Source organism: Hymenobacter citatus (genome assembly GCF_014333615.1).
Classification (GTDB): Bacteria; Bacteroidota; Bacteroidia; order Cytophagales; family Hymenobacteraceae; genus Hymenobacter; species Hymenobacter citatus.
On the sequence record NZ_JACSCY010000002.1, the window covers coordinates 218,865 to 241,070 of the forward strand.

Sequence of the window (22,206 nt, forward strand, 5' to 3'; positions counted from 1 at the left end):
TCACGTCTACCCCCGTACGGTCAGGTGCGTACTATTCGGCTGCACCCGCGTAGCCAAGGAGGCGCTGAGCGCCTGCGCCGCCGCTACCACCTGCGCCGGGTAGTGCAGGCGCGCCAACAACCGAATGGCATTGCGCGTGGTGAGCGGACCGGACTTGAGGCGGTAGTCGAAATACCAGTCTTCCTCCGTCACGGTTTCGCAAAAGTGGTATTCAATAAAGCACGACTGCAAGAGCGAGCCCAGCTCCCCATCGTGGGTGGCTGCCACTACCCAGCTGCGGGGCTGCAAGTATTCTAGCACCGCCTTGTTGGCAGCGATGCGCTCCTGCGTGTTTGTGCCTTTGAACAGCTCATCCAGCAGCAGCAGATAACTGCCGGGGGCCGCGTCGCAGGCAAGCAGCAACTGCCGCATGGTTTCGGCCTCGACCAAATAATAGCTTTTGCCCGTGGACAGGCTGTCGGCCATGTTGAGGCTGGTGAGTACCCGGCAAAAAGGGGCGCGATAAGCGGTGGCGGGGCACGTGGCTATTGTTTGGGCCAGTAAGGCGTTTATGCCCAGCGTGCGCATGAAGGTAGTTTTGCCCGCCATATTCGAACCGGTAAGCAGGACGCCGAATTCGGTCAACGTGAGGTCGTTGGGCACGCACCCCGGCACCAGCGGGTGGTAGCCGCCTTGCAGTTGGACACCCTCGGTAGATGGCCCAAAGTGCGGTACGCAGGTAGCGTGGCGCTGGCGGAAGCTGGCCACCGCCAGGGCGCTATCTACATAGCCCACGGCCTCAAAGACAGCCCGAATGGCGGGCGCCTGCCGCTGTACGGCCACCCGGCAGCGGGCATATAACAGCTGGTCAACCAGCAGCAGCATCTTGAGCAGTTCCAGTATCCCCATATTATCCTCTACCTGAAAGAAAGCCGCTTGCCGCAAAACACCTCCCAAAAGGGTCAGGGGCGCGGCCAGCAGTTGCAGCGGCTGTAGGGGTAGGGCTGTCCGGTGCAACTGCTGGCCTGTCCGGTGCAAGCGACCCAGTTGCAACAGCGGCCGAACATAAAGCTGAATCCGGGTGCGATGCCGAAGGTGAAACACCGCATTGAAGCAACCAAACGCAAGCGTGACCAACCAAAGCACGGGGAACCAAAAGCCTCCGAACACCGTGGCCAACAGCCCTAGCGAGAGCAGCGCCGCGAAGCGTACGTTGGGCAACGCGGGTAGGGGCTCCTCGCTCAGCAAATCGACCAGGTAGTACGCCTCTGGGGCCGTCAGCTGGTCGAGGGCGAGCAGGGCTTGGCCGCGGGGTTCGGGTTGCTGCGCCAGCAGGGTCGCGGCGGCGTCAAACTCATGCAGAGCAGCTTCATCGCCGAGCGGGCTACGCAGGCGGTGGTAGAGGCATTGCTCGCCTACCGGGCTCACAGTGGCGTTGAGCAAGGTAAAGAGCGAGTCGCCGTTCAGGTCGGCCCAGGTTTGGTCGGGTAGGCGGTGGTAGGCGGGCTCGTGCTGCACATGGTTGTAGTAGCGGGCCACTAGGGGAATACGTGGAGTATGCGCAGCCGGCTGTTGCCAGGCTGCCTCTAGGCGTTGTAAGCGCTTGCGGGAAGAAGTCCACATAAGAGGATAGGATAGCTACTAGGGCGTAAGTAATAGGAATAGTTGGTAGCTGTAAGTAGTTCTAAAGGTAGCTAAGTGCTGTTGCTTTAATAAATCAGATTCTCAATTACTACTTAGGAAATAAAGATCATCGAGAGTGATATAGATAGTGCCATATTTCATGATTGTACTTATTAATAGCGGAAGTCGAATCGGCCATCCGTGACGTGAATATGTTGGCCAGTAGCGCTTTGTGTGCCTGTAAATTGAAATCTGCCTGCAATAATATGCTGTGCACTATCTAGGCGCGTAATAGTTAATTCGCCCGGATTTGTATCCCGAGTTTGATAGTCGCTACCAAGAAAAAACGTTGCCTGAGACTCTCCTTGGTATGTACCTAAATGGTACGTACGGCCCTGTTCTAAACGGATATTTCGAATATTAATAATTACTGCGGGATACTCACTGTCCTGCGCATCTACAAAAGAAAAGTATAGGTTTGAAACCTGCTTGGCGTGTAAAAAAGTATAGCCAAATTGTAGTCCCTGCGTCGGCCACTTGCTACGAGGAATCAAAATCTTATCATCTGCTTTGCAGCCGGCTGTATTGGTTCCGGTAGTGGTTTCGGGCGGTAGCGCTGGTGTCAGATTAGCCTTAGAGCATGCAGCTAGGTAGAATAGAAGACAAGGAAGAAGGTAACGCATAGGTGTAAAATAGAGAATGTTTTATGCTAAAGTAAAAGCCTGTGGCGGAAGGAATATTATATTATCTGATTTTTTAACTGCTTGATATAATGATATGGTATTTACAAGCAGATAATATGTTCATCTCATCTACCGCCACAGCTTCGGCAGGCTCCGCAGCAGCGCCCACGCTACCACCCCACTTACAGCAATAATAGAAGCCGTAGAGCTACGAATCGGCCGGAAGCGAGAGGTGCCTTCTTTTAACTCGATATAGCCAACGGGCGTGACGACCACGCCCCCACCACCGCCGGAGCCAGCGGCTTCGGGCAGGCGGCCGCCACCACCGCCCCCAAAGCCGTAGCACACCCGCGCCACGGGAATCACCGTAAGGCCGTTGCGTTCTACGGGGTCACCGTATACGGTGCGGGCGGTGGCCGTGGTGCTGAGTTGTTCTGCCAGACGTTGGGCTACTGTGAGGGTAGGGGAATCGGAAGGAATCATGAGAAAAGCATTTGATAAAAGAACGTCATGCTGAGCCTGTCGAAGCATCTCGCGTGCTGACGAAAGATACTATCTAGCATCAGCACGCGAGATGCTTCGACAGGCTCAGCATGACAACTGGACGAAAATAACAAAAGAAGCCAGCGGCATACACCGCTGGCTTCTTCATGATTCAACCAAAAACCTGCTCTAGAAAGCTGCCAGCAGCGTTTTCAGCCCAGCGGCGGCATCGTTGCCGAGGTGCACGTGCAGGGTGCGGCGGTCGGCGCTTTGCAAGGCTTCCAGGTCGCCTTGGGCCTGGGCGTCTTGCAGGGTGCCGAAGGAGTAGGAACGGCCGGGGAGGGGCAGATCCTGCGGGTGGCCGGCCGTGAGTTGCAGGAACAAGCCCGTGTTGGGGCCGCCCTTGTGGTACTGACCGGTAGAGTGCAGGAAGCGCGGACCATAGCCAAACGTGGTAGCTACGTGCATCTTGTCCTGAATCTTCTGGCGCAGCTCCGCCGTCTCCTCGTTCACCTTTTCCGACTCGGTTAGGTAGGCCTGAATGGAAACGTAGTCGCCAGCCTTCGCCTGGGCGAAGAACTGCTGCACCAGCTCCTGGGCCGAGCTGCCCGATACGCTGCTGTAGTAGTCCAGTCCGCCTTCCGACAGCGCTTTTTCCTGCTCCGGCAGGCTGCCTTTCTCGGCTACCTCCTTCATAATCTTGTCGGTAGCGGTTTTGGCGGCCTGCACGTTGGGTTGGTCGAAGGGGTTGATGCCCAGCACCGCGCCGGCAATGGCCGTAGCGGCTTCCCAGCGGAAGAACTCGGCGCCCAGGTCCAGCGCATCCTTCATGCGGATGGTGATAACCGGGTGGCCGGCCTCTTGCAGCGTCTTCAGCTTCTGCGTGTTGTTCTCGTCGGCTTCGTTTTCGTAGCCCACGTACACAAACACGCGGTCCTGGCCGTACACTTCGGGCTTGCCCAAGTGCTCGCCGGCTACCGGCAGAATGCCTTTGCCTTCTTTGCCGGTGCTTTCGGCCAGCAACTGCTCCAGCCACAGGCCCAGGTCGCTGAGCGACTTCGGTACCACCAGCGTGAGCTTGTCGCGGCCTTTGGTGGACAGCACGCCCAGGGCCGTGCCCAACTGCAAGCCGGGGTTGTTGTCGCTGGGACCGTAGGCACCGCAGGCGCGCATCATGATGATGGCGCGGGCCAGCAGCTCGCCCACGTTGATGCCGTAGAGAGCGGCCGGCACTAGGCCGAAGAACGTGAGAGCCGAGAAACGGCCGCCTACCTCGGGGAAGTTCAGGAACACCTTGCGGTAGCCCAGCTCCTTGGCCGTCTCGATGAACGGAGAGCCGGGGTCGGTGATGCCGATGAAGTTTTCGCCGGCTTTGTCGCCTTTCACAGCCTTCACCTTCTCGTAGAAATAGTCGCCAAAGGCCAGCGGCTCGGCCGTGGTGCCCGATTTGCTGGCCACGATGAACAGCGTGTGCTCCAAGGGTACGGCCTTCTCAATTTCCTGCACCGTGCCGGGGTTGGTGGTGTCCAGAATCAGCACGTCGAGGCCGTTTTCGCCTTTCGGGAATGACTTTTTGAACACAATGGGCGCCATGGTGCTGCCGCCCATGCCCATTACCACCACGTGCGTGAAGCCCTCGGCCTTGGCTTCCTGGGCAAACTGCTCCAGGCGGCCTACCTCGTCTACCATCGTTTCGGCCACGCGCAGCCAGCCCATGTAGCTGCGGATGCTCTCCTGGGCTTTCGCGTCCTGGGTCCACAGGTCAGCCTGCTTATTCCAGAAGCCGGTGATGAAGTCGGAATCTTTGTATTCTTTGATTTTGGCGTCTACCTCTTGCTGGTACTCACCCAGCTGCATATCGGCCTCAACCGGCTGCAAATCCAGTGCTTGCACGCGTTTTTTCTCAATCGAGTCGATCAACTTGGCGAAGGGCTCCTTGAATTTTTTGCCGCCATCTTCTTCCAAGAACTGGGTACGCTCTTTCAAGTCGATGCCCAGCTTAGGTAGGGCGTTCAGCACTTCGTCTGCCTGGTCGAGGTTGGTTTCCAGCGTGTTGGCTACCTTGCCTTTCTCGCGGAACAGGTCCAGCGTTTCCACCGGAATGGTGTTTACCGTCTCCGGACCAATGAGGCCGTCTACGTAGCGTAGGTCGTCGTACTTGGGGTTTTTGTTGCCGGTGCTGGCCCACAGCAGGCGCTGCGAGTTGGCGCCTTTCTCTTTGAGCGCTTCCCAGCGCGGACCAGCAAAAATGCCTTTGTAGAGTTGGTAAGCCTTCTTGGCGCTGGCCAAAGCCACCTCGCCCACCAGGGGCTCAGCTATTTTGGCTTTGTCGCCGCCTTCTTCCACCATTTTCTCCAGCACAGGGTCCAGCAGCACGTCGATGCGCGAGAGGAAGAAGCTGGCTACGGAATTGATGTTGTCGATGGCGCCGCCGGCTTTCACGCGGTCTTCTAGGCCCGAAATGTAGGCTTCAGCCACTGCCTCGTAGCGCTCCAGCCCAAAAATCAGCGTCACGTTCACGTTCACGCCTTCCGAGATGAGCTTGCGGATGGCGGGTAGGCCTTCCAGGGTAGCCGGCACCTTAATCATCACGTTGGGGCGGTCTACGGCTTTCCAAAAGCGCAGGCCTTCCTCAATGGTACCCTCAGTGTCGTTGATGAGGTTGGGGCCTACCTCCAGGCTCACGTAGCCGTCACCGGAGTTGTCGTGGCTGTCGTAAAGTGGGCGGAACAGGTCGCAGGCGTGCTGCACGTCGGCCACAGCCAATTCGGCGTAAATATCGTCGGCCGATTTGCCTTGCAAGGCCAAGGCCCGGATGGTGGTATCGTAGTCGTCGCTGCCGCCGATGGCTTTTTCAAAAATAGCCGGGTTCGACGTCACGCCGCGCAAATCTTCTTCCTTGATGCGCTTTTCCAGCTCCCCGTTGATGAGGATTTTGCGACGGATAAAGTCCAGCCAGATGCTCTGGTCGAATTCGCGGATTTTGTTGAGTGCGTTCATAAAAAATGGGTAGAAGCTGGGGCCGGAGCCCCGGCCGGAAACGTGTTAGGACAGTTCGCGGCGCTAAGCTAGGGAAAACCAAATATTCAGACTAATGGATATCGGAGGTAGAAGACCGAAACCGTTGCCGAGGTAGGGAAGGGGGAAGTAGAACAAGAACGTCACTTCGAGCGCAGCGAGAAATCTCGCGTGCTGATGATAGGTAGTAATGTCATGCTGAGCTTGTCGAAGCATCTCGCGTGCTGATGGTAGATAGTATCTCTCGTCAGCACGCGAGATGCTTCGACAAGCTCAGCATGACATTACTACCTATCATCAGCACGCGAGATTTCTCCTCCTTGCTTGATACGCAACATGGTCGAAATGACGTTCTTTTGGTACTGATATCCTACTTCAGCACTTCCTTCTTCTCAATACCCACGTCGTTGTCTTTCAACAGCTCGCGGGCTTGATTCACTACGTTTTCTACGCTGAAGCCAAATTCGGCCATCACTTCCTCGCCGGGGCCGGATTCGCCGAAGCGGTTCATGCTGATGGTGGTGCCTTCGTCGGTCACGTACTTGTGCCAGCCGATGGGCGAACCGGCCTCGATGGCAATGCGCTTGCGCACGTTGGGGGGTAGGACTTTGTGCTGGTAGTCAGTTTCTTCCAGCTCAAACAGCTCCCACGAGGGCATGCTCACCACGCGCACAGCCACGCCTTCCTGTGCGAGTTTCTCCTGGGCCTCCAGCGCCAGCGACACTTCCGAGCCCGTACCAATCAAAATCAACTCCGGCTTACCGTTGTCGGCGTCTTTCAGGATGTAGGCGCCTTTGGCTACGCCCTCGCGGGCCGAGCCCATGGTGCTCTGGTCCAGCACCGGTAGCTTCTGGCGGGATAGGATAAGCGCCACCGGCGTTTCGGCTTGGGTGAGGGCAATGCGCCACGATTCCACGGTTTCGTTGGCATCGGCGGGGCGCAGCACAATCAGGTTGGGCACCGTGCGCAGGCCAATTACTTGCTCCACTGGCTGGTGGGTAGGGCCGTCCTCGCCCAAGCCAATGCTGTCGTGGGTGAACACGAACGTAGCCGTGGACTGGGCCAGCGCCGTGAGGCGAATGGAGCCGCGCATGTAGTCGGAGAAGTTCAGGAACGTGCCGCCGTAGGGACGCACGCCGCCGTGGCGGGCCATGCCGTTGAGGGCACCGCCCATGGCGTGCTCGCGCACCCCAAACCAAATGTTGCTGTCCTCGTAGCGGCCCGGCTGGAAGCTTTCCTCGCCTTTGGTCGACATTTCGTTGGACGAGGCCAGGTCGGCGGAACCGCCGAACAGGTAGGGCACGCTTTTCTTAAGGGCCGTGAGGGCCTTACCCGAGGCTTGGCGGGTAGCCAAGGGGCCGTCTTCGGGCTTAAATACGGGTAATTCAGCATCCCAACCATCAGGCAGGTCGTGGCTGAACGCGGTTTCAAATGCTTTTGCTTCGGCGGCAAACTCTTTTTTATAAGCGGCAAATTGCTCGTTCCATTCCTGTTGCAGCTTGGCGCCGCGCTGGCCGGGCTCCAGCAAGTGCTGCTTCACCTCGTCGGGCACAAAGAACTTCTCGTCGGGATTCCAACCCAGGAACTCCTTGGTTTTTCGCAGGTTTTCGGGGCCGAGGGGCGAGCCGTGCACTTTATTGGTGTTTTCCAGCGGCGAGCCGAAGCCAATAATCGTCTTCACGGCAATAATGGATGGGCGGTCCGTTTCGTTTTGGGCTTCGCGGATGGCAGCCTCAATGGCGTCGAGGTCGTTGCCGTCGCCTACCGTTTGGGTGTGCCAGCCGTAGGCATCGAAGCGGGCCATGGGGTCCTCGGTGTAGGCCAAGCTGGTGGGGCCGTCGAGCGAGATGCTGTTGTCGTCGTACAGATAAATCATCTTGCCCAACTTGAGGTGACCCGCCAGCGAGGCGGCCTCAGAAGCAATGCCTTCCATCAGGTCGCCGTCGCTCACCAGCACGTAAGTGTAGTGGTCGACTACGTTGTGGCCGGACTTATTATAGGTAGCAGCTTGGAAAGCTTCTGTCATGGCCATGCCTAGGCCATTGGCAAAGCCCTGGCCCAGCGGTCCGGTGGTTACCTCCACGCCCGCCGTCAGGTTCGACTCGGGGTGGCCGGGCGTTTTGGAGCCCATCTGCCGGAAACGCTTCAGCTCCGACATCGGCAAATCATAGCCGTAGAGGTGCAACATGCTGTAGAGCAGCGCCGAGCCGTGTCCAGCCGACAAGATAAACCGGTCGCGGTTGGGCCAGTTTGGGTCTTGCGGGTTGAAGCGCAGGAAGCGCGACCACAGCACATAGGCCATGGGCGCGGCACCCAGCGGCAGGCCGGGGTGGCCGGAGTTGGCCTCCTGCACCATATCAACGGATAACAGACGTAGGGTGTTGACGCTCAGCTGGTCCAGGGATTGTTGGTTTTCGGGCATGGTACAAAAACGTTGAAAGAAAGTAAGGTGCGAAAGAAGGATAATCGGCCTAGGTGCCGGTAGCCGCCGCGGCTGGTTGCGCCAAGGGGCATTGCTACTTAGTACGGGAAAAACGACGCAAACGATGAATAAAACCTAGGGTCGACGGCCGAAAGCCCAGCCAAAAAACCAGATTCGTCGTTATACCTTTGCGTATACAACGCTTATTCCTACCCCGCTCCTACGTATAATGTCCCGTTTGCCTTTCGTGTTGCCGGCGTTGCTGCTCCTGCTGAGTCTGGCCAGCGCCACGCCGCCCCTGCCGGCAGCACCCGCGCCCCTCACCATCGCCGCCGCCTCCGATTTGCAGTACGTGATGGATTCGCTGCTCGTCCTCTACCGCCGGCAGCAGCCCCGGCAGCAGGTGAAGGTAGTGTATGGCTCATCAGGCAAGTTCTACCAGCAGCTCAGCCACGGTGCGCCGTTCGATATGTTCTTTTCAGCTGATAAGAGCTACCCGCTCAAGCTGCAACAGCAAGGCCTCACGGCCAGCGCGCCCCAGCGCTACGCCACCGGCCGGCTGGTGGTGTGGAGCAAGAAGCTCGACCCGCGTAAACAGGGTATGAACGCGTTGTTGAATCCGGCCATCCACAAAATAGCCATGGCTAACCCCGCCCACGCGCCCTACGGCCAGAAAGCCCAAGAAGCTCTACAACATTACAACCTGTACGATAAGCTGAAACCGCGCCTCGTGCTGGGCGAAAATATCAGCCAAACGGCCCAGTACGCCACCACCGGCGCCGCCGACGTGGGGATACTCGCGTTGTCCCTGGCCCGCAGCCCGCAACTGCGTCGGCAGGGGCATTACTACCTCATTCCCGCTGACGCACACACGCCTCTGGAACAGGCGTATGTGGTGATGAAGCGCGCCGCTGGCAATCCGGCAGCGGCTTCGTTCACGGCGTTTATCAGTGGCGCTTCGGCTAAGGCTGCATTGAAGCGGTATGGGTTTGAGTAGGAGTGAAGCAGAAGGCCGTCATGCTGAGCGTAGCGCAGCAGAGTCGAAGCATCTCGCATGCTCCCGGTAATTTTCTGGCGATTGAGATTAGCGTAGCACGCGAGATGCTTCGACTCCGCTGCGCTGCGCTCAGCATGACGTTCTGTTTTACCTTATTCCTACCCTCTCCCTTTGTCCGACTTCGCCCAAACCCTACTCCTCACGGCCAAGCTCGCTACCCTCACTACCCTGCTACTGTTGCTGCTGGGCGTGCCGCTGGCGTACTGGCTGGCATATGCCCGCTTTCGGGGGAAGGCAGTGGTGGAAGCGCTGGTGAGTTTGCCACTGGTGCTGCCGCCCACGGTGATTGGGTTTTACCTGCTGCTGGCGTTTAGCGCCGATAGTGGGGTAGGACGCTTCTTGGTGCATACGTTGGGGCTAGAGCTGAACTTTACGTTCGGCGGCATTCTGATTGGGTCGTTGGTGTATAGCCTACCCTTTATGGTGCAGCCGGTGCAGGCGGCCTTGCACAATCTGCCCCACTCCTTGCGGGAGGCAGCGTATACGCTGGGCAAGTCGCGGCTGACGACCTTGTGGCGGGTGCTGCTACCTAACATCCGGCCGGCCCTGCTCAGCGCCTCGGTCCTGACGTTTGCGCATACCGTGGGCGAGTTTGGGGTGGTGCTGATGATTGGCGGCAACATTCCGGGCCAGACACGGGTTGCTTCCATCGCCATCTACGACGCCGCCGAAAGCCTCGACTACGCCCGCGCCAATCACTACGCGCTGGTGCTGGTGGGGCTGTCTTTCGCGGGGCTACTGCTGCTGGCCGCTTTCACCAAACGCTCCGCCAGCCGCCTGCTGTGATTGACCTGCACCTCACCAAACCCCTGCAAACCGCGCACGGCCCGGCCCTGCTGGACGTGCGCCTAACCGTGGCGGCCGGCGAGCTGACGGCCATCTACGGTGCCTCGGGCGCCGGCAAAACCACGCTGCTGCGCCTGCTGGCCGGCCTGAGCCGACCGGCCAGCGGCCATTTGCGGGTAGGCGAGGAGGTGTGGTACGATCAGGCCCGCGGCATCTGGCTGCCGCCGCAGCGTCGCAGCATCGGATTTGTATTTCAGGATTACGCACTGTTTCCGAATATGACGGTGCGCCAGAACCTGGAGTTTGCCCTACCCGATACATCGGGTAAAGCGTTGGTGGATGAGCTGTTGGAGCTGATGGACCTGGGCGAGCTGGCCCGGCAGCGGCCGCAGCAACTTTCGGGGGGGCAGCAGCAGCGCGTGGCCCTGGCGCGGGCCCTGGCCCGGCAGCCTCGCGTGTTGCTGCTCGATGAGCCCCTGGCCGCCCTGGACGTGCCTACCCGCCTGCGGCTGCAAGCGGCGCTAGCGGCGGCGCACCAGCGCTTCCAGCTCACTACCCTGCTCGTAAGCCACGACTACGCCGAAATAACCCGCCTGGCCACCCGCGCCGTGGAGCTGGACGGGGGTAGGGTAGTGCGCGATGGGGTACCGGCGGTAGTGCTGCCCGTCGCTAATGCCACACCCGGCTTCCGGCTGACCGGCACCGTTGTAGCGGCCGTGCCTTCGGCTACCGGCCAAACGTTGCAGGTAAGGGTAGGGGAGGAAGTGATACGTGTAGAAGTGGATGCCACCACGCCCTACCAACCCGGCGACATGCTGGTGCTAACGGGTAGCGTGCAACGGGGGAGGTAGCTATTTGTCTGAGTTAACTACCGCACGATGTAGAGACGCATACTTGCGTCTCGTCGTTGCTGATGTTGGTTGCTGGAACGGTGCTGACGCGAGTTGTTCAACGACGAGACGCAAGTATGCGTCTCTACACATCTTTTCAGCTAATTCAAATAGCCGCTAACGCAAAGGTATTTGAGTGTTTGAATAAAGGCGAAACTCCACAGTAAGACAGCGCGTTTCTTACTCACCATCTCACCATCTCACAATTTCACCACTCACCATCTCACCATCTCACCATCTCACCATCTCACCACTCACCACTCACCTTCCTGTGCCCGAACTACCCGAAGTCGAAACCTACCGCCGGTTTCTGGATGACCTTATTTTGCATCAGCCCATCACGGCGGTAGAAGTGCGCGACGCCCACGTGCTCACCACCGACGAGGATACGCTGCGGCGCTACCTGGTAGGGCGGCACGTAACGGCCACACGGCGCCTGGGCAAAAACTGCTTCCTCGAACTCGACAACGACACCGTGCTGGCCCTGCACTTCGGCATGACCGGCGACGTGGGTGCCTACCGCGACGACCCCGACGCCCCGCGCTTCACCCGCGTGGCCCTGCACCTGGCCGACGGTATGCGCATTGCCTTCGTGGACCCGCGCAAGTTTGGCCGCATCCGGCTGGCCGGCAGCGTAGCGGAATACCAGAAGCTCAAAAAGATTGGCCCCGATGCCCTCGATATCACCTGGGAGCAACTGCAGGCGGCGCTCAGCAAGAAAAAAACCTTGCTGAAACCTGCTTTGCTAGACCAGCGCATCACCGCTGGCCTTGGCAATTGGATTGTGGATGAGGTGCTGTTTCAGGCCAAAATCAACCCCGAACGGCTGTGCAACACGCTTACCCAAAAGGAGTTTAAGGCCCTGCACGCGGCCATTCAGCTGGTGTTGCAAACGGCCATTCAACACGAAGCTACCTACCGACACTTCCCGGCGTCGTTCCTGATTCATGCCCGCGAGTGGGACGACTCAGCCACGCCGGGCACCGACAAGCACCGGTTCTGTCCGCGCCACCCGCGCACCGAAATTGAGAAGAAATACGTGGGCGGTCGGGCTACCTATTACTGCCCCAAATGTCAGCCAGTGCCTGCCACGGCCAGCGAAACACCGGATAGTAGCAGAACCTCGGGGTAGGGAAAGCGTAAGAAGTATCCCCTCCACTTTTAACGAATTCGCTTATGTTTCGCGCTGTTGACTACCCCGACGAAAACCTGCTGGCCTTATACATTGGCGGCATGCTCACCAAAGCTGACTACCAAGGCGTGGTGCCTACCCTCGAAAAAAAGGTACAGCAATACGGTAAGGTAAATGCCTACCTCGAATATGAAGGTATTGAGGATGTGACGCTGAAAGCCTTATGGGAAGAACTGAAAGAAGACGTAAAACACTTCACTAGCTTCAACCGCGTGGCCGTGGTCAGCAACGACAATGCACTGGTGAAAGCCGGGGCCGCGCTCAGCTCCGTCATCACGCCCACCGATGTGAAGCACTTCAACCCCGAAGAAAAAACGGTAGCCCTGCAATGGGTGCGCGGCGAAAACGCCGTGGCCTCGCCGCATACGGTAGACGTGTATTCCTCGTAGGATCAGTAGAGGCGCATTATACGCACCCCTACAACGCAAAAGAGCCAACCGCGTGCGGTTGGCTCTTTTGCATTTCATGCTACGCCCGCCTTCTGCTTACGAAGCGTCGGTGAGCATCGCCACTAAGCGGCCGTTGGGGTTATATACCGCCCCAGAGGTATCAATATATAAGCGGCGCTGCTTGGAGTCGACCAGGATCAGGGGGAAATCCTCGTCGTCGGAGCGGGTAATGCGGCCTACCACCTCGGCGGTGCGGGTGCCGGGCTCTACGTGCACCACGTTCAGGCGGTCGGTGAGGTAGAAGGGCTCATCGGGGGCATCGCGGAAGGTGAGCTTGCCCACAATGGCAGTGCGACTGGATACGTTGCGGGCCACGGCGGGTGCCGTAGTCTGCGGACGTAGCACAGCGGGTGCAGCCGAAGGCGCCGTGGTGCGGCTAGCAGCCGCAATCTGCGTGTTCGACTGCTGCCAGCCGCGGCTGATAGCAGCCAAGCGCTGGGTGCGGCCAGGGTGGGTAGCCGAACCATACTCGTCCGATACGACGGCCATAGCAGCCTGAGCCTGCGCCAAGCTGGCGCCCATCTTGCGTAGCACGAAACCCGAAAACTCATCGGCTTCCAACTCGTCGGCGGGGTTGGAGCCGCGGCCCGTGAGGGTGTGGCCGTTGAGGTGGTGCCCCATTTCGTGGGCCAAAATGCTGGTGCCGGCCCAGTCGGTGCGGCCGGCGCGGTTTACGGCCGCTACAAACTGCGGATTATACAATAAGTAGCGCTGGCCATTGTAAACCACGGCCGCGGCATTGTCTACCTCCGAGGTAGCCTGCAACTCGAAGCGTGGTTTCAGGCCTACCACCGAGGTGATATCGCGCAGCACGTCGCGCTGGCCGGTGGACGTTTGGGCGTAGGAGGTGCTGGTCAACAGTACCCCCAGCACCAGAAAAAGACCCGCCAAGCGGCGGAAGAAGGCGTAGGACATGGAAGTGAGTTCTGAGTAGTTGATAGCAGAAGGTGCGTACTGCGCCAAATAATCCTATCTGGCCGTGGTATTTGCTTCTATCTATACAACGCCGAAACCTGCCTGTTTCGTTTACTTTTCCTGTGGTGAGGAGCCTTTTTTACAGAAAATACACCAAAAAAAACGAGGCGCCTCCCATCCGGAAAGCGCCCCGCTGTGTAGTCAGTAGGAAGGTAGGGCCTACAAGCGAATACCGATGCCTGGCCCGAATAGGAAGAACATTTTTCCTTTGTTCATCAAATAGCCCCCGCCCAGGTAAAGCGGGAAGGTGAGCTTGGCGTCGCTGCGGGTAGGGTATACAGAGCCCAGTACCACTAAGCCCAAGTCGCGGGAAGCATTGGCGTCTTGGCTTAGGTTGAAGGCATTGAGGGCCACAAAGCCGGCGCCTACCTTATACGGCCGGGGCTTATTGATTTTGTTGGGGTTGTAGAACGTGAGCTGGGCCAGCGTAGCCAAGCTGATACCGCCAAAAGAAGTATAGCCCTTCACGTCGCTATTAATCTGCTTGGTGAGCAAACCAGCTGGGAAGCTGATGTCAATATCAAACTTCACTTTGCGCTGCAACACCAGGTCCAGGGTCTGCGTGTATCCTTTGTCGCCGTACTGGCTAGCTTGGTGCTGCACCGTCACGTAGATGTGCGCCCAGTCATCGAGGTCGTAGGTTTTGCGCGAGAGCAGGCTGTTGAGGTTGATGTTGCCTACCTGGCACTGCGGGTCGCGGTAGAAGGCAGCGCGCACCGAGTTGTCGCCGGGGCACACCACCACGTTTTCGATGGTTCGCATCTCAATCAGGTTGCCTTTCGCATCCTGGGTTCTGATCTGAAACGTGAGGTATTGCTTGCCATACAGCTGCTGGTCGGCGTCGATGGCGTTGGCATCAAAGGAAAACACTACATCGCGAACGGTGCGGGGGTAGAGAATAGGGCCGTTGAGGGTCGTGACGGGGCGCGCGGCCTCTCCAAAAGTCACCTTCACGAAATCCAGCGGATGGGGGCGCTGAAACTCGCGCACGTTCAGCCCCTGGCCGGTGTTCTGGTTGCCGTTGTAAATGGCTACGCGCTTCTTATCAATGCCTATGGGCACCTGCAAGCGGTAAATCACGGCCGCCTCGGAGCGCACCGACGAGTCGGAGGGTACCACGCGCACGTCCTCGAAGCGAAACGGCGCCTTTAGCAGCGACTCACCCTCCAGGCGCACGTCCACGGTTTCGCCGGGGTTCACGTTGGTGTTGGTGGTCCAGTCGCCGCCGCGGTGGCGCACGCTCACGGTCGTGATGGTCGTCTTAGGCGAGATGTTGAAGTTGGTGATGTACTTGGGTTGGTCACCGTCTTTGATGTAGAGGTAGCTATCCGTTTGGCGGTGCGTGTTGTAGACACGCAGCCAGCACAGCACCCGGTCGTTGGAGAGGTACTGGCGCGTAAAGATTTCGGCGATAAGTGCCCCGCCGGTTTCCTCCTGGTCCTCTACCCGGTAGGTATGCTTCAGGTCGAAGGTGCGGCCGTTATCGAGGATAATTTCCACGCCTTTGCGGCGCGAGCTTTCATCCAGCGTAATTTCTTTTTTATCGACGCTGAGGAAGCGCAAGCGGCTGCTCTTCACCGTGAATTCCTGCCGGATAGGGGGTAGGGAATAGCTCAGCTTCCGGCCATTCTCAATCAGAAAAGGCCGCTCGGTTTGCATGCGTAGCGTAATGGAGCGCGTGCCCGTTACGTTGGGTAGCACGTGCAGCTTCAAGCCACCGTTTTCCTGGGCCACGCGGTAGTCAATATCCTGGCCGTGGGTCCACTCGCCGGTGGCGCGCACGTTTTTCACGTTGTTGCTGGTCAGATCGAATACCTTTTCCTCGCCCACAAACAGCTCCGTATCGGTGGGCCGAAAGTCGAGGGAAGTGTGCGTTACGGGCAGCAATTGCACCGTTTGGGTGAACTGGGGGCCGCGCAAGCTGTCGAGGTTGGGCTGGGCAAAGGTGAGATTAAGGTAGCGCACCCCGGTTAGGCCCTTGAAGCGGATTTTGGTGCGGTAGTACTCGTTGTTGACTGGCGTAAGCGAATCCAGCTGCTGGAAGTCGGCCGAGCGCACCAAGCGCAGCGGCGCGCTGGGGTTCATGCGCACGGGGTAGGCCATAATCTCGGCCGTTTCGTCTTCCTGGCGATAATAGAAATACAGGTTCAGCTCGCCCTGCACGGCAATCATATTGCGGCTGAGAGCATAGTTGGTGGTATCGGTGCGCAGCAGTAGCTCGCGCAGCAGGGTGGCGCTACGGGTAGCGGCGGGGCTGACCGTTGCCGGGGCCGGCGACTGACTAGTGCGGTAGGAGGGCGCTGGGGTGGAAGCCGGCACATCGGGCGCCGGCGCCGGGCTGGTAGGCTGCTGCGCCCAGCTAAAAAAAGGAAATAACCACAACAGCACGAAAAACGACAACCCACCTGCACCCCGTAGGGCACGACGCAACGAAGAAGGCAATAGCACGGACAGCAAAACAGAGGCGAACAAACAAAGCAAGCGCCGAAGCGCAAGCAAAGGTAGGGCCACGAGGCCGATTCGCGCAGAAATTTGGCGTGTCTCTCCTGCATTTGCCAGCCTGCAATGAAAGAGCAGGTTGGTCGCAGAAGCCTGTTTCAACTTTTTCTTTGCCCGCAAATGCCTACGGAGTACAGCCATTTTCTCCAACTTCTGGCGCACTGTAGCAATCAGGCCAAACGGACTGGTATAGTGCAGGGAAGGGCTAATAAGAGCCTGTGGGAAGGTACGTGTTCTATAAGAATAGTTCTATCAAACAATTTATAGGGTGCTCGACAGTAGATTGATTTTCAATAACTTGATAGAGTAGTGTGCGTAGGAATAGAACAGATAGTTTTGAATCTGATCCAGGCCAAAGCCTGCTGCCAATGCCTACCAATGACTTTGCTAATCAGCCGCCGCTTTCGTCAGCGAAAGTCCCTATACTCGAGGAGCGAGCAGTGGTTCACCGCGAGGTAGTAGAAAGTGGTCGAGTACGCTTATCCAAGACCGTACACGAGCACCAGGAAGATGTAGACGTTGTGCTGCGCCACGAAGAAGTGCAGGTGGAACGCGTAGCCGTCAACCAGTTTGTGGCTGATGGTGTGGCCCCGCCAACACCGCGATACGAGGGTAATACACTCATTGTACCAGTTGTGCGGGAGGTCGTCATGAAGCGCCTGTTGATTGTAGAAGAGTTGCATATTCTAAAGCATCAAGTGGAAACCCGCGAAACGGAAACCGTGACGCTCCGCCACGAAGAAGTAGATGTGCTGCGCTACCCCGCCAACGACACCACCAACGCCTCCCCTGATCAGTGATTTTCTGTCATACTTATTTTACCACCTAACCCCTAAAACCATGACTCATACCGTAATTGGAATGTTCGATACCGCCGACCAGGCAAAATCTGCTGCTCAACAACTTGCTAGCGCTGGCTTCAGCCTAGACCATGTAGATGTGGCCTCGCGTAACGACGATACAACTGATACGAATAATGTAAATCGCGGCCGGTATCGCAGCAATACCAACCGCAACGAAGAAAGCACCAGCGACAGCATCAGCGACTTCTTCAGCAACCTGTTCAGCGATGATGACGACAACGCCCATCGCTATGCCCATGCGGCCCGTGAAAGCGGTTCGTTGGTAACCGTGCATGCACACTCAGCTGAAAATGCCCATCAGGCGGCTGAAATTCTGGACCGTTGCGGTGCAGTAGATGTAAACGAGCGCGCCGAGCAGTCTGGCTACAAAGGCAAGGCTACGAACGCAAACAATGCGAATGCCAACGCCAACGTAACCAACCAAAACACCAATGATCAGGTGTCGGCGAAGGTAATCGAGGAAAACCTACAGGTAGGCAAGCGCGTGGAGCAAACGGGCGGTGCCCGCCTGCGTAGCCGTATCATTGAGCGTCCCGTAGAAGCCAGCGTGCGTCTGCGTGAGGAGCACGTAAATGTGGACCGCAAACCCGTAGACCGCCCCGCTACCGAGGCCGATTTCGCAGCTTTCAAGGAAGGAAACATTGAAGTAACCGAAAGCGCCGAGCGCGCCGTAGTGGGTAAAGAAGCCCGCGTAGTGGAAGAAGTAACGCTGGGCAAAGAAGTGACCGAGCGTGAAGAAACCATTCACGACACGGTGCGCAAGACAGAAGTAGATGTAGAAAACCTGAACAAAGGCACTGCTAACGACCCACGTCGCCAGAGCTAAGCTTGTTTGTGTAAATACACTTGTAAAAAAGACGGCTGCTTGCAGCCGTCTTTTTTATTATAGATGCAGTGGGATAGACACCCCAACAGCGTAAGAGTACCGGGTTGCGTAACCCAACACTACCCAGCACGGTATTAGAAAAGCACTAGGTGCCCACCATAGTGGCTGGGCCATTTCTTTTTCCTCTCGAATGACCACACTTCCCCCTACCTCCCGCACCCATACTTACAACATGGGCCTGATTGGCAACTGCGCCTTCCTGGGCCTGATTGGAACCGATACGGCCGTGCGTTGGCTGTGCTGGCCCCGCTTCGACAGCAGCTTTGTGTTTGGCAGCCTGCTCGACTCACAGAAGGGTGGTGAATACAGCATCCGGCCGGCCGAGGGGGAGTTTCGGAGTAACCAGTACTACCTTGACAATACCAACGTACTATGCACCGAGATTGAAACCCGCGACGGCCGATACCGCGTCACGGACTTTGCCCCACGCTTCGCGCAGTACGACCGCAATTACAAGCCGCTGATGTTTGTGCGCAAGGTAGAGCCCTTGCAGGGCACGCCCCGCGTGCACGTGCGCTGCCAGCCGGTAGGGCAATATGGCGAGCAGGCGCTCAGCCGCCGCCGCAGCTCCAACCACATTGCCTTTCTAGGGTTGGAAGAGGAAATTCGCCTCACGACCAATATTCCGCTCACGTATGTGTTGGATGATCAGAGCTTTGTGCTGAATGAAACGTTCTATCTGGTGCTCACGTACGGTGCCCCGCTGGAAGCGCCGTTGGAAAGCACTGCGGAGCGGTTTCTGCGCGAAACCACTCAGTATTGGCGCAAGTGGGTGAAAAGCATGAGCATTGGCACGTTCCATCAGGCGGCAGTAATTCGCTCGGCCTTGGCCCTCAAGTTGCACCAGTACGAGGACACGGGCGCCATCATTGCCGCTACCACTACCTCCCTACCCGAAGCGCCCGGCTCGGGCCGCAACTGGGATTACCGCTTCTGCTGGATGCGCGACACGTATTATATCCTCACGGCCTTCAACAACATTGGTCACTTCGAGGAGATGGAGCGCTACTTCCACTACATCGCGAATATCTCGACGAAGGTAGGCGACAAGTACCAGCCGCTCTACAGCATCAGCGGGGCATCGAAGCTGATTGAGGAGGAGCTGGATTTGGAAGGCTACCTCGGTAACCGCCCCGTGCGCATCGGCAACGACGCCTATACGCACATCCAAAACGACGTGTATGGGCAGGTGCTGGTGGCGCTGCTGCCGCTCTACGTGGACAGGCGCTTCATCGACTTCGAGCGCACCCACACCGAAAAGCTGATTTATGATGCCCTGCGCCTGATCCGGCAGACAATGAACCAGCCCGATGCGGGTTTGTGGGAATTCCGGACCCTCTCGCAGTACCACGCCTACACTTACCTGTTCCATTGGGCCGGCAGCCACGCCGCGTGCAAGGTGGCCAGCTACTTCCAGAACCCCGAGATTCAGCGGATGGCGCAGGAGCTGATGGACGAGTCCGCCGACAAGATTGAACAATGCTACAACCAGCAGCGCGGCGTATACACCAATGCCATCGGCTCGCCCCACCTCGATGCCAGCACCATGCAGCTGATCTTGATGGGCTACCTCGATCCGTCCTCCGAGAAAGCCAAGCAGCACCTAGTAGAGCTGGAGAAAGAGTTGATGACACCCGAAGGCCTGTTTTACCGCTACCGCCACGCCGACGACTTCGGCACGCCCGAAACCACCTTCCTGATCTGCTCCTATTGGTACGTGGAGGCCCTGGCCGCTGTTGGCCGCCTCGACGACGCCATTCGCGAGTTTGAGAAGCTACTTAAGTATACCAACCACCTGGGCTTGCTCTCGGAAGACGTAGATGCCAAAACTGGCTCGCAGTGGGGCAACTTCCCGCAGGCTTACAGCCATGTGGGCTTAGTAAACGCCGCCTACCGCATCTCTAAAAAGCTGGACCGCCCCAATTTCTTGTAGGGTGTACCTCACCCCCCGGCCCCCTCTCCTCGGGGAGAGGGGGAGACACGGCGGATTTCTTCTGAATAAAGAACGAGTATATTGGAAGTCAAAAGCCTCTCCGGTACTGAACAACTGTTCAGTACCGGAGAGGCTTTTTTGTATGCAGTTTTGCTGCCGTGGCTCCCCCTCTCCCTGAGGAGAGGGGGCCGGGGGGTGAGGTAAGCCCTACTGCGGCACTTTCGCTTCAGCCAGACCTTGCAGCAACTCCTGCACCTCCACCGTACTGGGCACGTGGAAGCGCGCCAGCGAGCGGCTGTTGCGGCCTACCTTAATAGTATAAGCATCCTTGGGCATGGCGCCGAACGTATCCTCATCGGTGCGGTCGTCGCCGATGGCTAGGATAAAATCGGGCTCGTAGGTGGCTACCCAGCGGGCGGCGGCGGTGCCCTTGTTGAGGCCGGCGGCTTTAATCTCAATCACCTTGTTGCCTTCCAGCACCTGCAAGTCGCTGTTGCTAGTTAGGAAGTTGAGGTGGCTGATCAGTTCGCGCACGCGCACAGCGGCCAGTTCGGCATCGGCGCGGCGGTAGTGCCACACCAGCGAGAAGTCCTTGTCCTCGATAAACGACCCCGCCGTGCGGCTCACGTACAGCTCTAGGGTAGGGCGGATTTCCTTCATCCAGTCGTTGCGCATGGGCTGAAACAGTGTCCAGTCCTGGCCCGCGGCCCGCAGCCACACGCCGTGCTCGGCAATGAAATCGACTGGCAAGTGGCCCAGCCATTTCTGCAGCGTCTGCCGGTCACGCCCACTGATAATCACCACCCGATTATGCGGGTCGGCGCTCAAAGCTGTCAAAATGTCTAAAATCTCAGGTGATGGGGCAGCCTTCTGCGGATTGGGGTGAAAGGGAGCCAGCGTGCCGTCGTAGTCGAGCAGGAGCAGGCGTTGCGAAGCGGCAGTATAGTGTTGGCGGAGGGCGGCGTTTTCTGCCTCGTCCAGCATTTCAGTGGCCAGGGTCATCTGTTTGATTTTAGTGTAGGCCAGACGGTTCATAAACAGCTCCGTCCAGTGATATACATTGTAGTGCTGCACCAACGCCTGCATGTTGTGCAGACGCACTTTTTGTTCTTCCTCGGGCATTTCCAGCGCCTCGTGCATGGCCTCGGCCAGCTGGTTCATGTCGGAGGGATTGATGAGCAGTGCGTCGGACAGCTCGCGGGCGGCACCGGCCCGCTCACTCAAAATCAGCACCCCGCTGCGGTCGGCTTTGCTGGCAATAAACTCCTTAGATACCAAGTTCATACCGTCGCGGATGGGCGTTACCAGCGCTACCTCGGCCATGCGGTACAGGGCCGTTAGCTCCTCCAGGGGTAGGGAGCGGTAGAAGTAGTGAATGGGGTTCCAGGTGATGGTGCGGTAGTCGGCGTTGATGCGCCCCACCAGTTCGTCGATTTCCTCCTTCAGCTCCTGGTACTGCGCCACCTGGTCGCGCGAGGGTACTACCAGCATAATCAGCGTGGCACGGCCCTGCCACTCGGGGTAGCGCTGAAGCAGCAGCTCAAAGGCCCGCAGCCGCTGGGCAATGCCCTTGGTATAGTCGAGCCGGTCGATGGACAGGATAATGCGGGCGTTGGGTAGGGCTGCCAGGTAGTTCTGCTCGTGCTCTTGCGCTGCCTCCGAGGCCGCCGCGTTGGCGTAGCGCTCGTAGTCAATACCCATCGGAAAAGCATCAATCAGCACTGTGCGGTTCTTCAGCTCCAGGCGGCCGTTCTGGCTGGGGTAGCCCAGCAGTTGCGACACCGAGCTGAGGAAGTGGCGCATGTAGCCAAACGTGTGAAAGCCAATCAAGTCGGCACCCAGCATGCCTTCCAGTAGCTGCGTGCGCCAGGGTAGGGCGCGCAACAACTCATAGGACGGAAACGGAATGTGCAGGAAAAACCCGATGGTGCTGTGCGGCCGGGCCTTGCGCAGCATCTGGGGTAGCAGCAGCAGTTGGTAGTCGTGCACCCAAATGGTGTCGTCGTCGCCGGCCGTTTCCAGCACAGCGTCGCAGTATTTCTGATTTACGGCCACGTACGTCTCCCAGTGCTGCTCGTTGTACACGGCATACTGGCTGAAATAGTGGAAGGTAGGCCACAGCGTTTCATTGCTGAACCCCTCGTAAAAACCTTTAATCTCGTCGTCGGTCAGGAAGACCGGCTGCATGCTGTCGGCCTGTAGTTTGGTGGTAATCTGCCGCCGCTCCGTTTCGTCGTCTGCTACCAGGCCGGGCCAGCCAATCCAGACGTTACCCTCGGCCCGGTAAATAGAGCCCAGCCCTGTCGCCAATCCGCCTTCGCTGGGGGTAAAGGCCAGGTCATCATCGGTGCGCTGTACTTTAGTAGGCAAACGGTTAGAGACAATAATAGTACGCGACATAGAAAGGAAGCTTGGTGAAAGAAAGAGTAGGCATTCAAATACTAAGTAGTACGGAGCAGAATTGTTTA

Annotated in this window: 16 protein-coding genes; 8 read left to right on the top strand and 8 right to left on the bottom strand. The window is 58.1% G+C overall.

Going from position 1 to position 22,206, the window contains the following annotated elements; genetic code table 11:
- Positions 1-6: 6 nt before the first annotated feature.
- The 5 genes from H8B15_RS03225 to tkt all read right to left on the bottom strand — a co-directional run bounded on the left by H8B15_RS03225 (position 7) and on the right by tkt (position 8,208).
- Positions 7-1,602, bottom strand: coding sequence for a MutS-related protein (locus H8B15_RS03225; protein WP_187318223.1), 1,596 nt, complete (start codon positions 1,600-1,602; stop codon positions 7-9).
- Positions 1,603-1,775: 173 nt separating this feature from the next.
- A complete protein-coding gene (locus tag H8B15_RS03230; protein ID WP_187318224.1) occupies positions 1,776-2,285 on the bottom strand; it encodes a Riean_0653 family protein in 510 nt (169 codons plus the stop codon).
- Between the two features lie 129 nt (positions 2,286-2,414).
- Positions 2,415-2,768, bottom strand: a complete 354-nt coding sequence (locus H8B15_RS03235) for a spore germination protein GerW family protein (RefSeq protein ID WP_187318225.1) — start codon at positions 2,766-2,768, stop codon at positions 2,415-2,417.
- Between the two features lie 189 nt (positions 2,769-2,957).
- On the bottom strand, positions 2,958-5,768 hold the full coding sequence (locus H8B15_RS03240) for a bifunctional transaldolase/phosoglucose isomerase (protein WP_187318226.1): 2,811 nt from the start codon (positions 5,766-5,768) through the stop codon (positions 2,958-2,960).
- Between the two features lie 388 nt (positions 5,769-6,156).
- Positions 6,157-8,208 (bottom strand): transketolase, encoded by a 2,052-nt coding sequence (gene tkt, locus H8B15_RS03245; protein ID WP_187318227.1) that lies wholly within the window; start codon positions 8,206-8,208, stop codon positions 6,157-6,159.
- Positions 8,209-8,437: 229 nt separating this feature from the next.
- On the opposite strand from tkt, the gene modA reads away from it, so the two are divergent.
- The 5 genes from modA to H8B15_RS03270 all read left to right on the top strand — a co-directional run bounded on the left by modA (position 8,438) and on the right by H8B15_RS03270 (position 12,522).
- Positions 8,438-9,205: a molybdate ABC transporter substrate-binding protein gene (modA, locus tag H8B15_RS03250; RefSeq protein ID WP_187318228.1), complete on the top strand. Its 768-nt coding sequence runs from the start codon at positions 8,438-8,440 to the stop codon at positions 9,203-9,205.
- 171 nt (positions 9,206-9,376) lie between these two features.
- Complete coding sequence (gene modB, locus H8B15_RS03255) at positions 9,377-10,051, top strand: molybdate ABC transporter permease subunit (RefSeq protein ID WP_187318229.1); 675 nt, start codon at positions 9,377-9,379, stop codon at positions 10,049-10,051.
- Positions 10,048-10,902: an ATP-binding cassette domain-containing protein gene (locus H8B15_RS03260; RefSeq protein ID WP_187318230.1), complete on the top strand. Its 855-nt coding sequence runs from the start codon at positions 10,048-10,050 to the stop codon at positions 10,900-10,902. The genes modB and H8B15_RS03260 overlap by 4 nt, the downstream gene beginning before the upstream one ends.
- Before the next feature lie 310 nt (positions 10,903-11,212).
- Positions 11,213-12,073 (top strand): DNA-formamidopyrimidine glycosylase, encoded by an 861-nt coding sequence (mutM, locus tag H8B15_RS03265; protein ID WP_187318231.1) that lies wholly within the window; start codon positions 11,213-11,215, stop codon positions 12,071-12,073.
- A 44-nt stretch (positions 12,074-12,117) separates the two neighbouring features.
- Complete coding sequence (locus tag H8B15_RS03270; RefSeq protein ID WP_187318232.1) at positions 12,118-12,522, top strand: SpoIIAA family protein; 405 nt, start codon at positions 12,118-12,120, stop codon at positions 12,520-12,522.
- 96 nt (positions 12,523-12,618) lie between these two features.
- Here the strand turns inward: H8B15_RS03270 and H8B15_RS03275 are convergent, their stop codons facing one another.
- Entirely contained in the window at positions 12,619-13,497 is an 879-nt protein-coding gene (locus tag H8B15_RS03275; RefSeq protein WP_187318233.1) for a M48 family metalloprotease, read from the bottom strand.
- Positions 13,498-13,716: 219 nt separating this feature from the next.
- Positions 13,717-16,005: a hypothetical protein gene (locus tag H8B15_RS03280; RefSeq protein ID WP_187318234.1), complete on the bottom strand. Its 2,289-nt coding sequence runs from the start codon at positions 16,003-16,005 to the stop codon at positions 13,717-13,719.
- A 419-nt stretch (positions 16,006-16,424) separates the two neighbouring features.
- Here H8B15_RS03280 and H8B15_RS03285 point away from each other — a divergent pair, with 419 nt between their 5' ends.
- The 3 genes from H8B15_RS03285 to H8B15_RS03295 all read left to right on the top strand — a co-directional run bounded on the left by H8B15_RS03285 (position 16,425) and on the right by H8B15_RS03295 (position 19,738).
- Entirely contained in the window at positions 16,425-16,856 is a 432-nt protein-coding gene (locus tag H8B15_RS03285; RefSeq protein WP_187318235.1) for a YsnF/AvaK domain-containing protein, read from the top strand.
- A 40-nt stretch (positions 16,857-16,896) separates the two neighbouring features.
- Complete coding sequence (locus H8B15_RS03290; RefSeq protein WP_187318236.1) at positions 16,897-17,745, top strand: YsnF/AvaK domain-containing protein; 849 nt, start codon at positions 16,897-16,899, stop codon at positions 17,743-17,745.
- A 190-nt stretch (positions 17,746-17,935) separates the two neighbouring features.
- Positions 17,936-19,738 (top strand): glycoside hydrolase family 15 protein, encoded by a 1,803-nt coding sequence (locus tag H8B15_RS03295; protein ID WP_187318237.1) that lies wholly within the window; start codon positions 17,936-17,938, stop codon positions 19,736-19,738.
- Positions 19,739-19,945: 207 nt separating this feature from the next.
- Here H8B15_RS03295 and H8B15_RS03300 read toward each other — a convergent pair whose 3' ends face one another.
- Entirely contained in the window at positions 19,946-22,138 is a 2,193-nt protein-coding gene (locus tag H8B15_RS03300) for a bifunctional alpha,alpha-trehalose-phosphate synthase (UDP-forming)/trehalose-phosphatase (protein WP_187318238.1), read from the bottom strand.
- Positions 22,139-22,206: the final 68 nt, after the last annotated feature.

Excerpts from the sequence above, each read along its gene's own strand:
- H8B15_RS03285 (WP_187318235.1), top strand. The coding sequence starts at position 16,425 with ATGCCTACCAATGACTTTGCTAATCAGCCGCCGCTTTCGTCAGCGAAA.
- H8B15_RS03235 (WP_187318225.1), bottom strand. The coding sequence starts at position 2,768 with ATGATTCCTTCCGATTCCCCTACCCTCACAGTAGCCCAACGTCTGGCA.
- modA (WP_187318228.1), top strand. The coding sequence starts at position 8,438 with ATGTCCCGTTTGCCTTTCGTGTTGCCGGCGTTGCTGCTCCTGCTGAGT.
- H8B15_RS03300 (WP_187318238.1), bottom strand. The coding sequence starts at position 22,138 with ATGTCGCGTACTATTATTGTCTCTAACCGTTTGCCTACTAAAGTACAG.
- H8B15_RS03240 (WP_187318226.1), bottom strand. The coding sequence starts at position 5,768 with ATGAACGCACTCAACAAAATCCGCGAATTCGACCAGAGCATCTGGCTG.
- H8B15_RS03225 (WP_187318223.1), bottom strand. The coding sequence starts at position 1,602 with ATGTGGACTTCTTCCCGCAAGCGCTTACAACGCCTAGAGGCAGCCTGG.
- tkt (WP_187318227.1), bottom strand. The coding sequence starts at position 8,208 with ATGCCCGAAAACCAACAATCCCTGGACCAGCTGAGCGTCAACACCCTA.
- H8B15_RS03290 (WP_187318236.1), top strand. The coding sequence starts at position 16,897 with ATGACTCATACCGTAATTGGAATGTTCGATACCGCCGACCAGGCAAAA.
- H8B15_RS03295 (WP_187318237.1), top strand. The coding sequence starts at position 17,936 with ATGACCACACTTCCCCCTACCTCCCGCACCCATACTTACAACATGGGC.
- H8B15_RS03270 (WP_187318232.1), top strand. The coding sequence starts at position 12,118 with ATGTTTCGCGCTGTTGACTACCCCGACGAAAACCTGCTGGCCTTATAC.
- H8B15_RS03230 (WP_187318224.1), bottom strand. The coding sequence starts at position 2,285 with ATGCGTTACCTTCTTCCTTGTCTTCTATTCTACCTAGCTGCATGCTCT.
- H8B15_RS03275 (WP_187318233.1), bottom strand. The coding sequence starts at position 13,497 with ATGTCCTACGCCTTCTTCCGCCGCTTGGCGGGTCTTTTTCTGGTGCTG.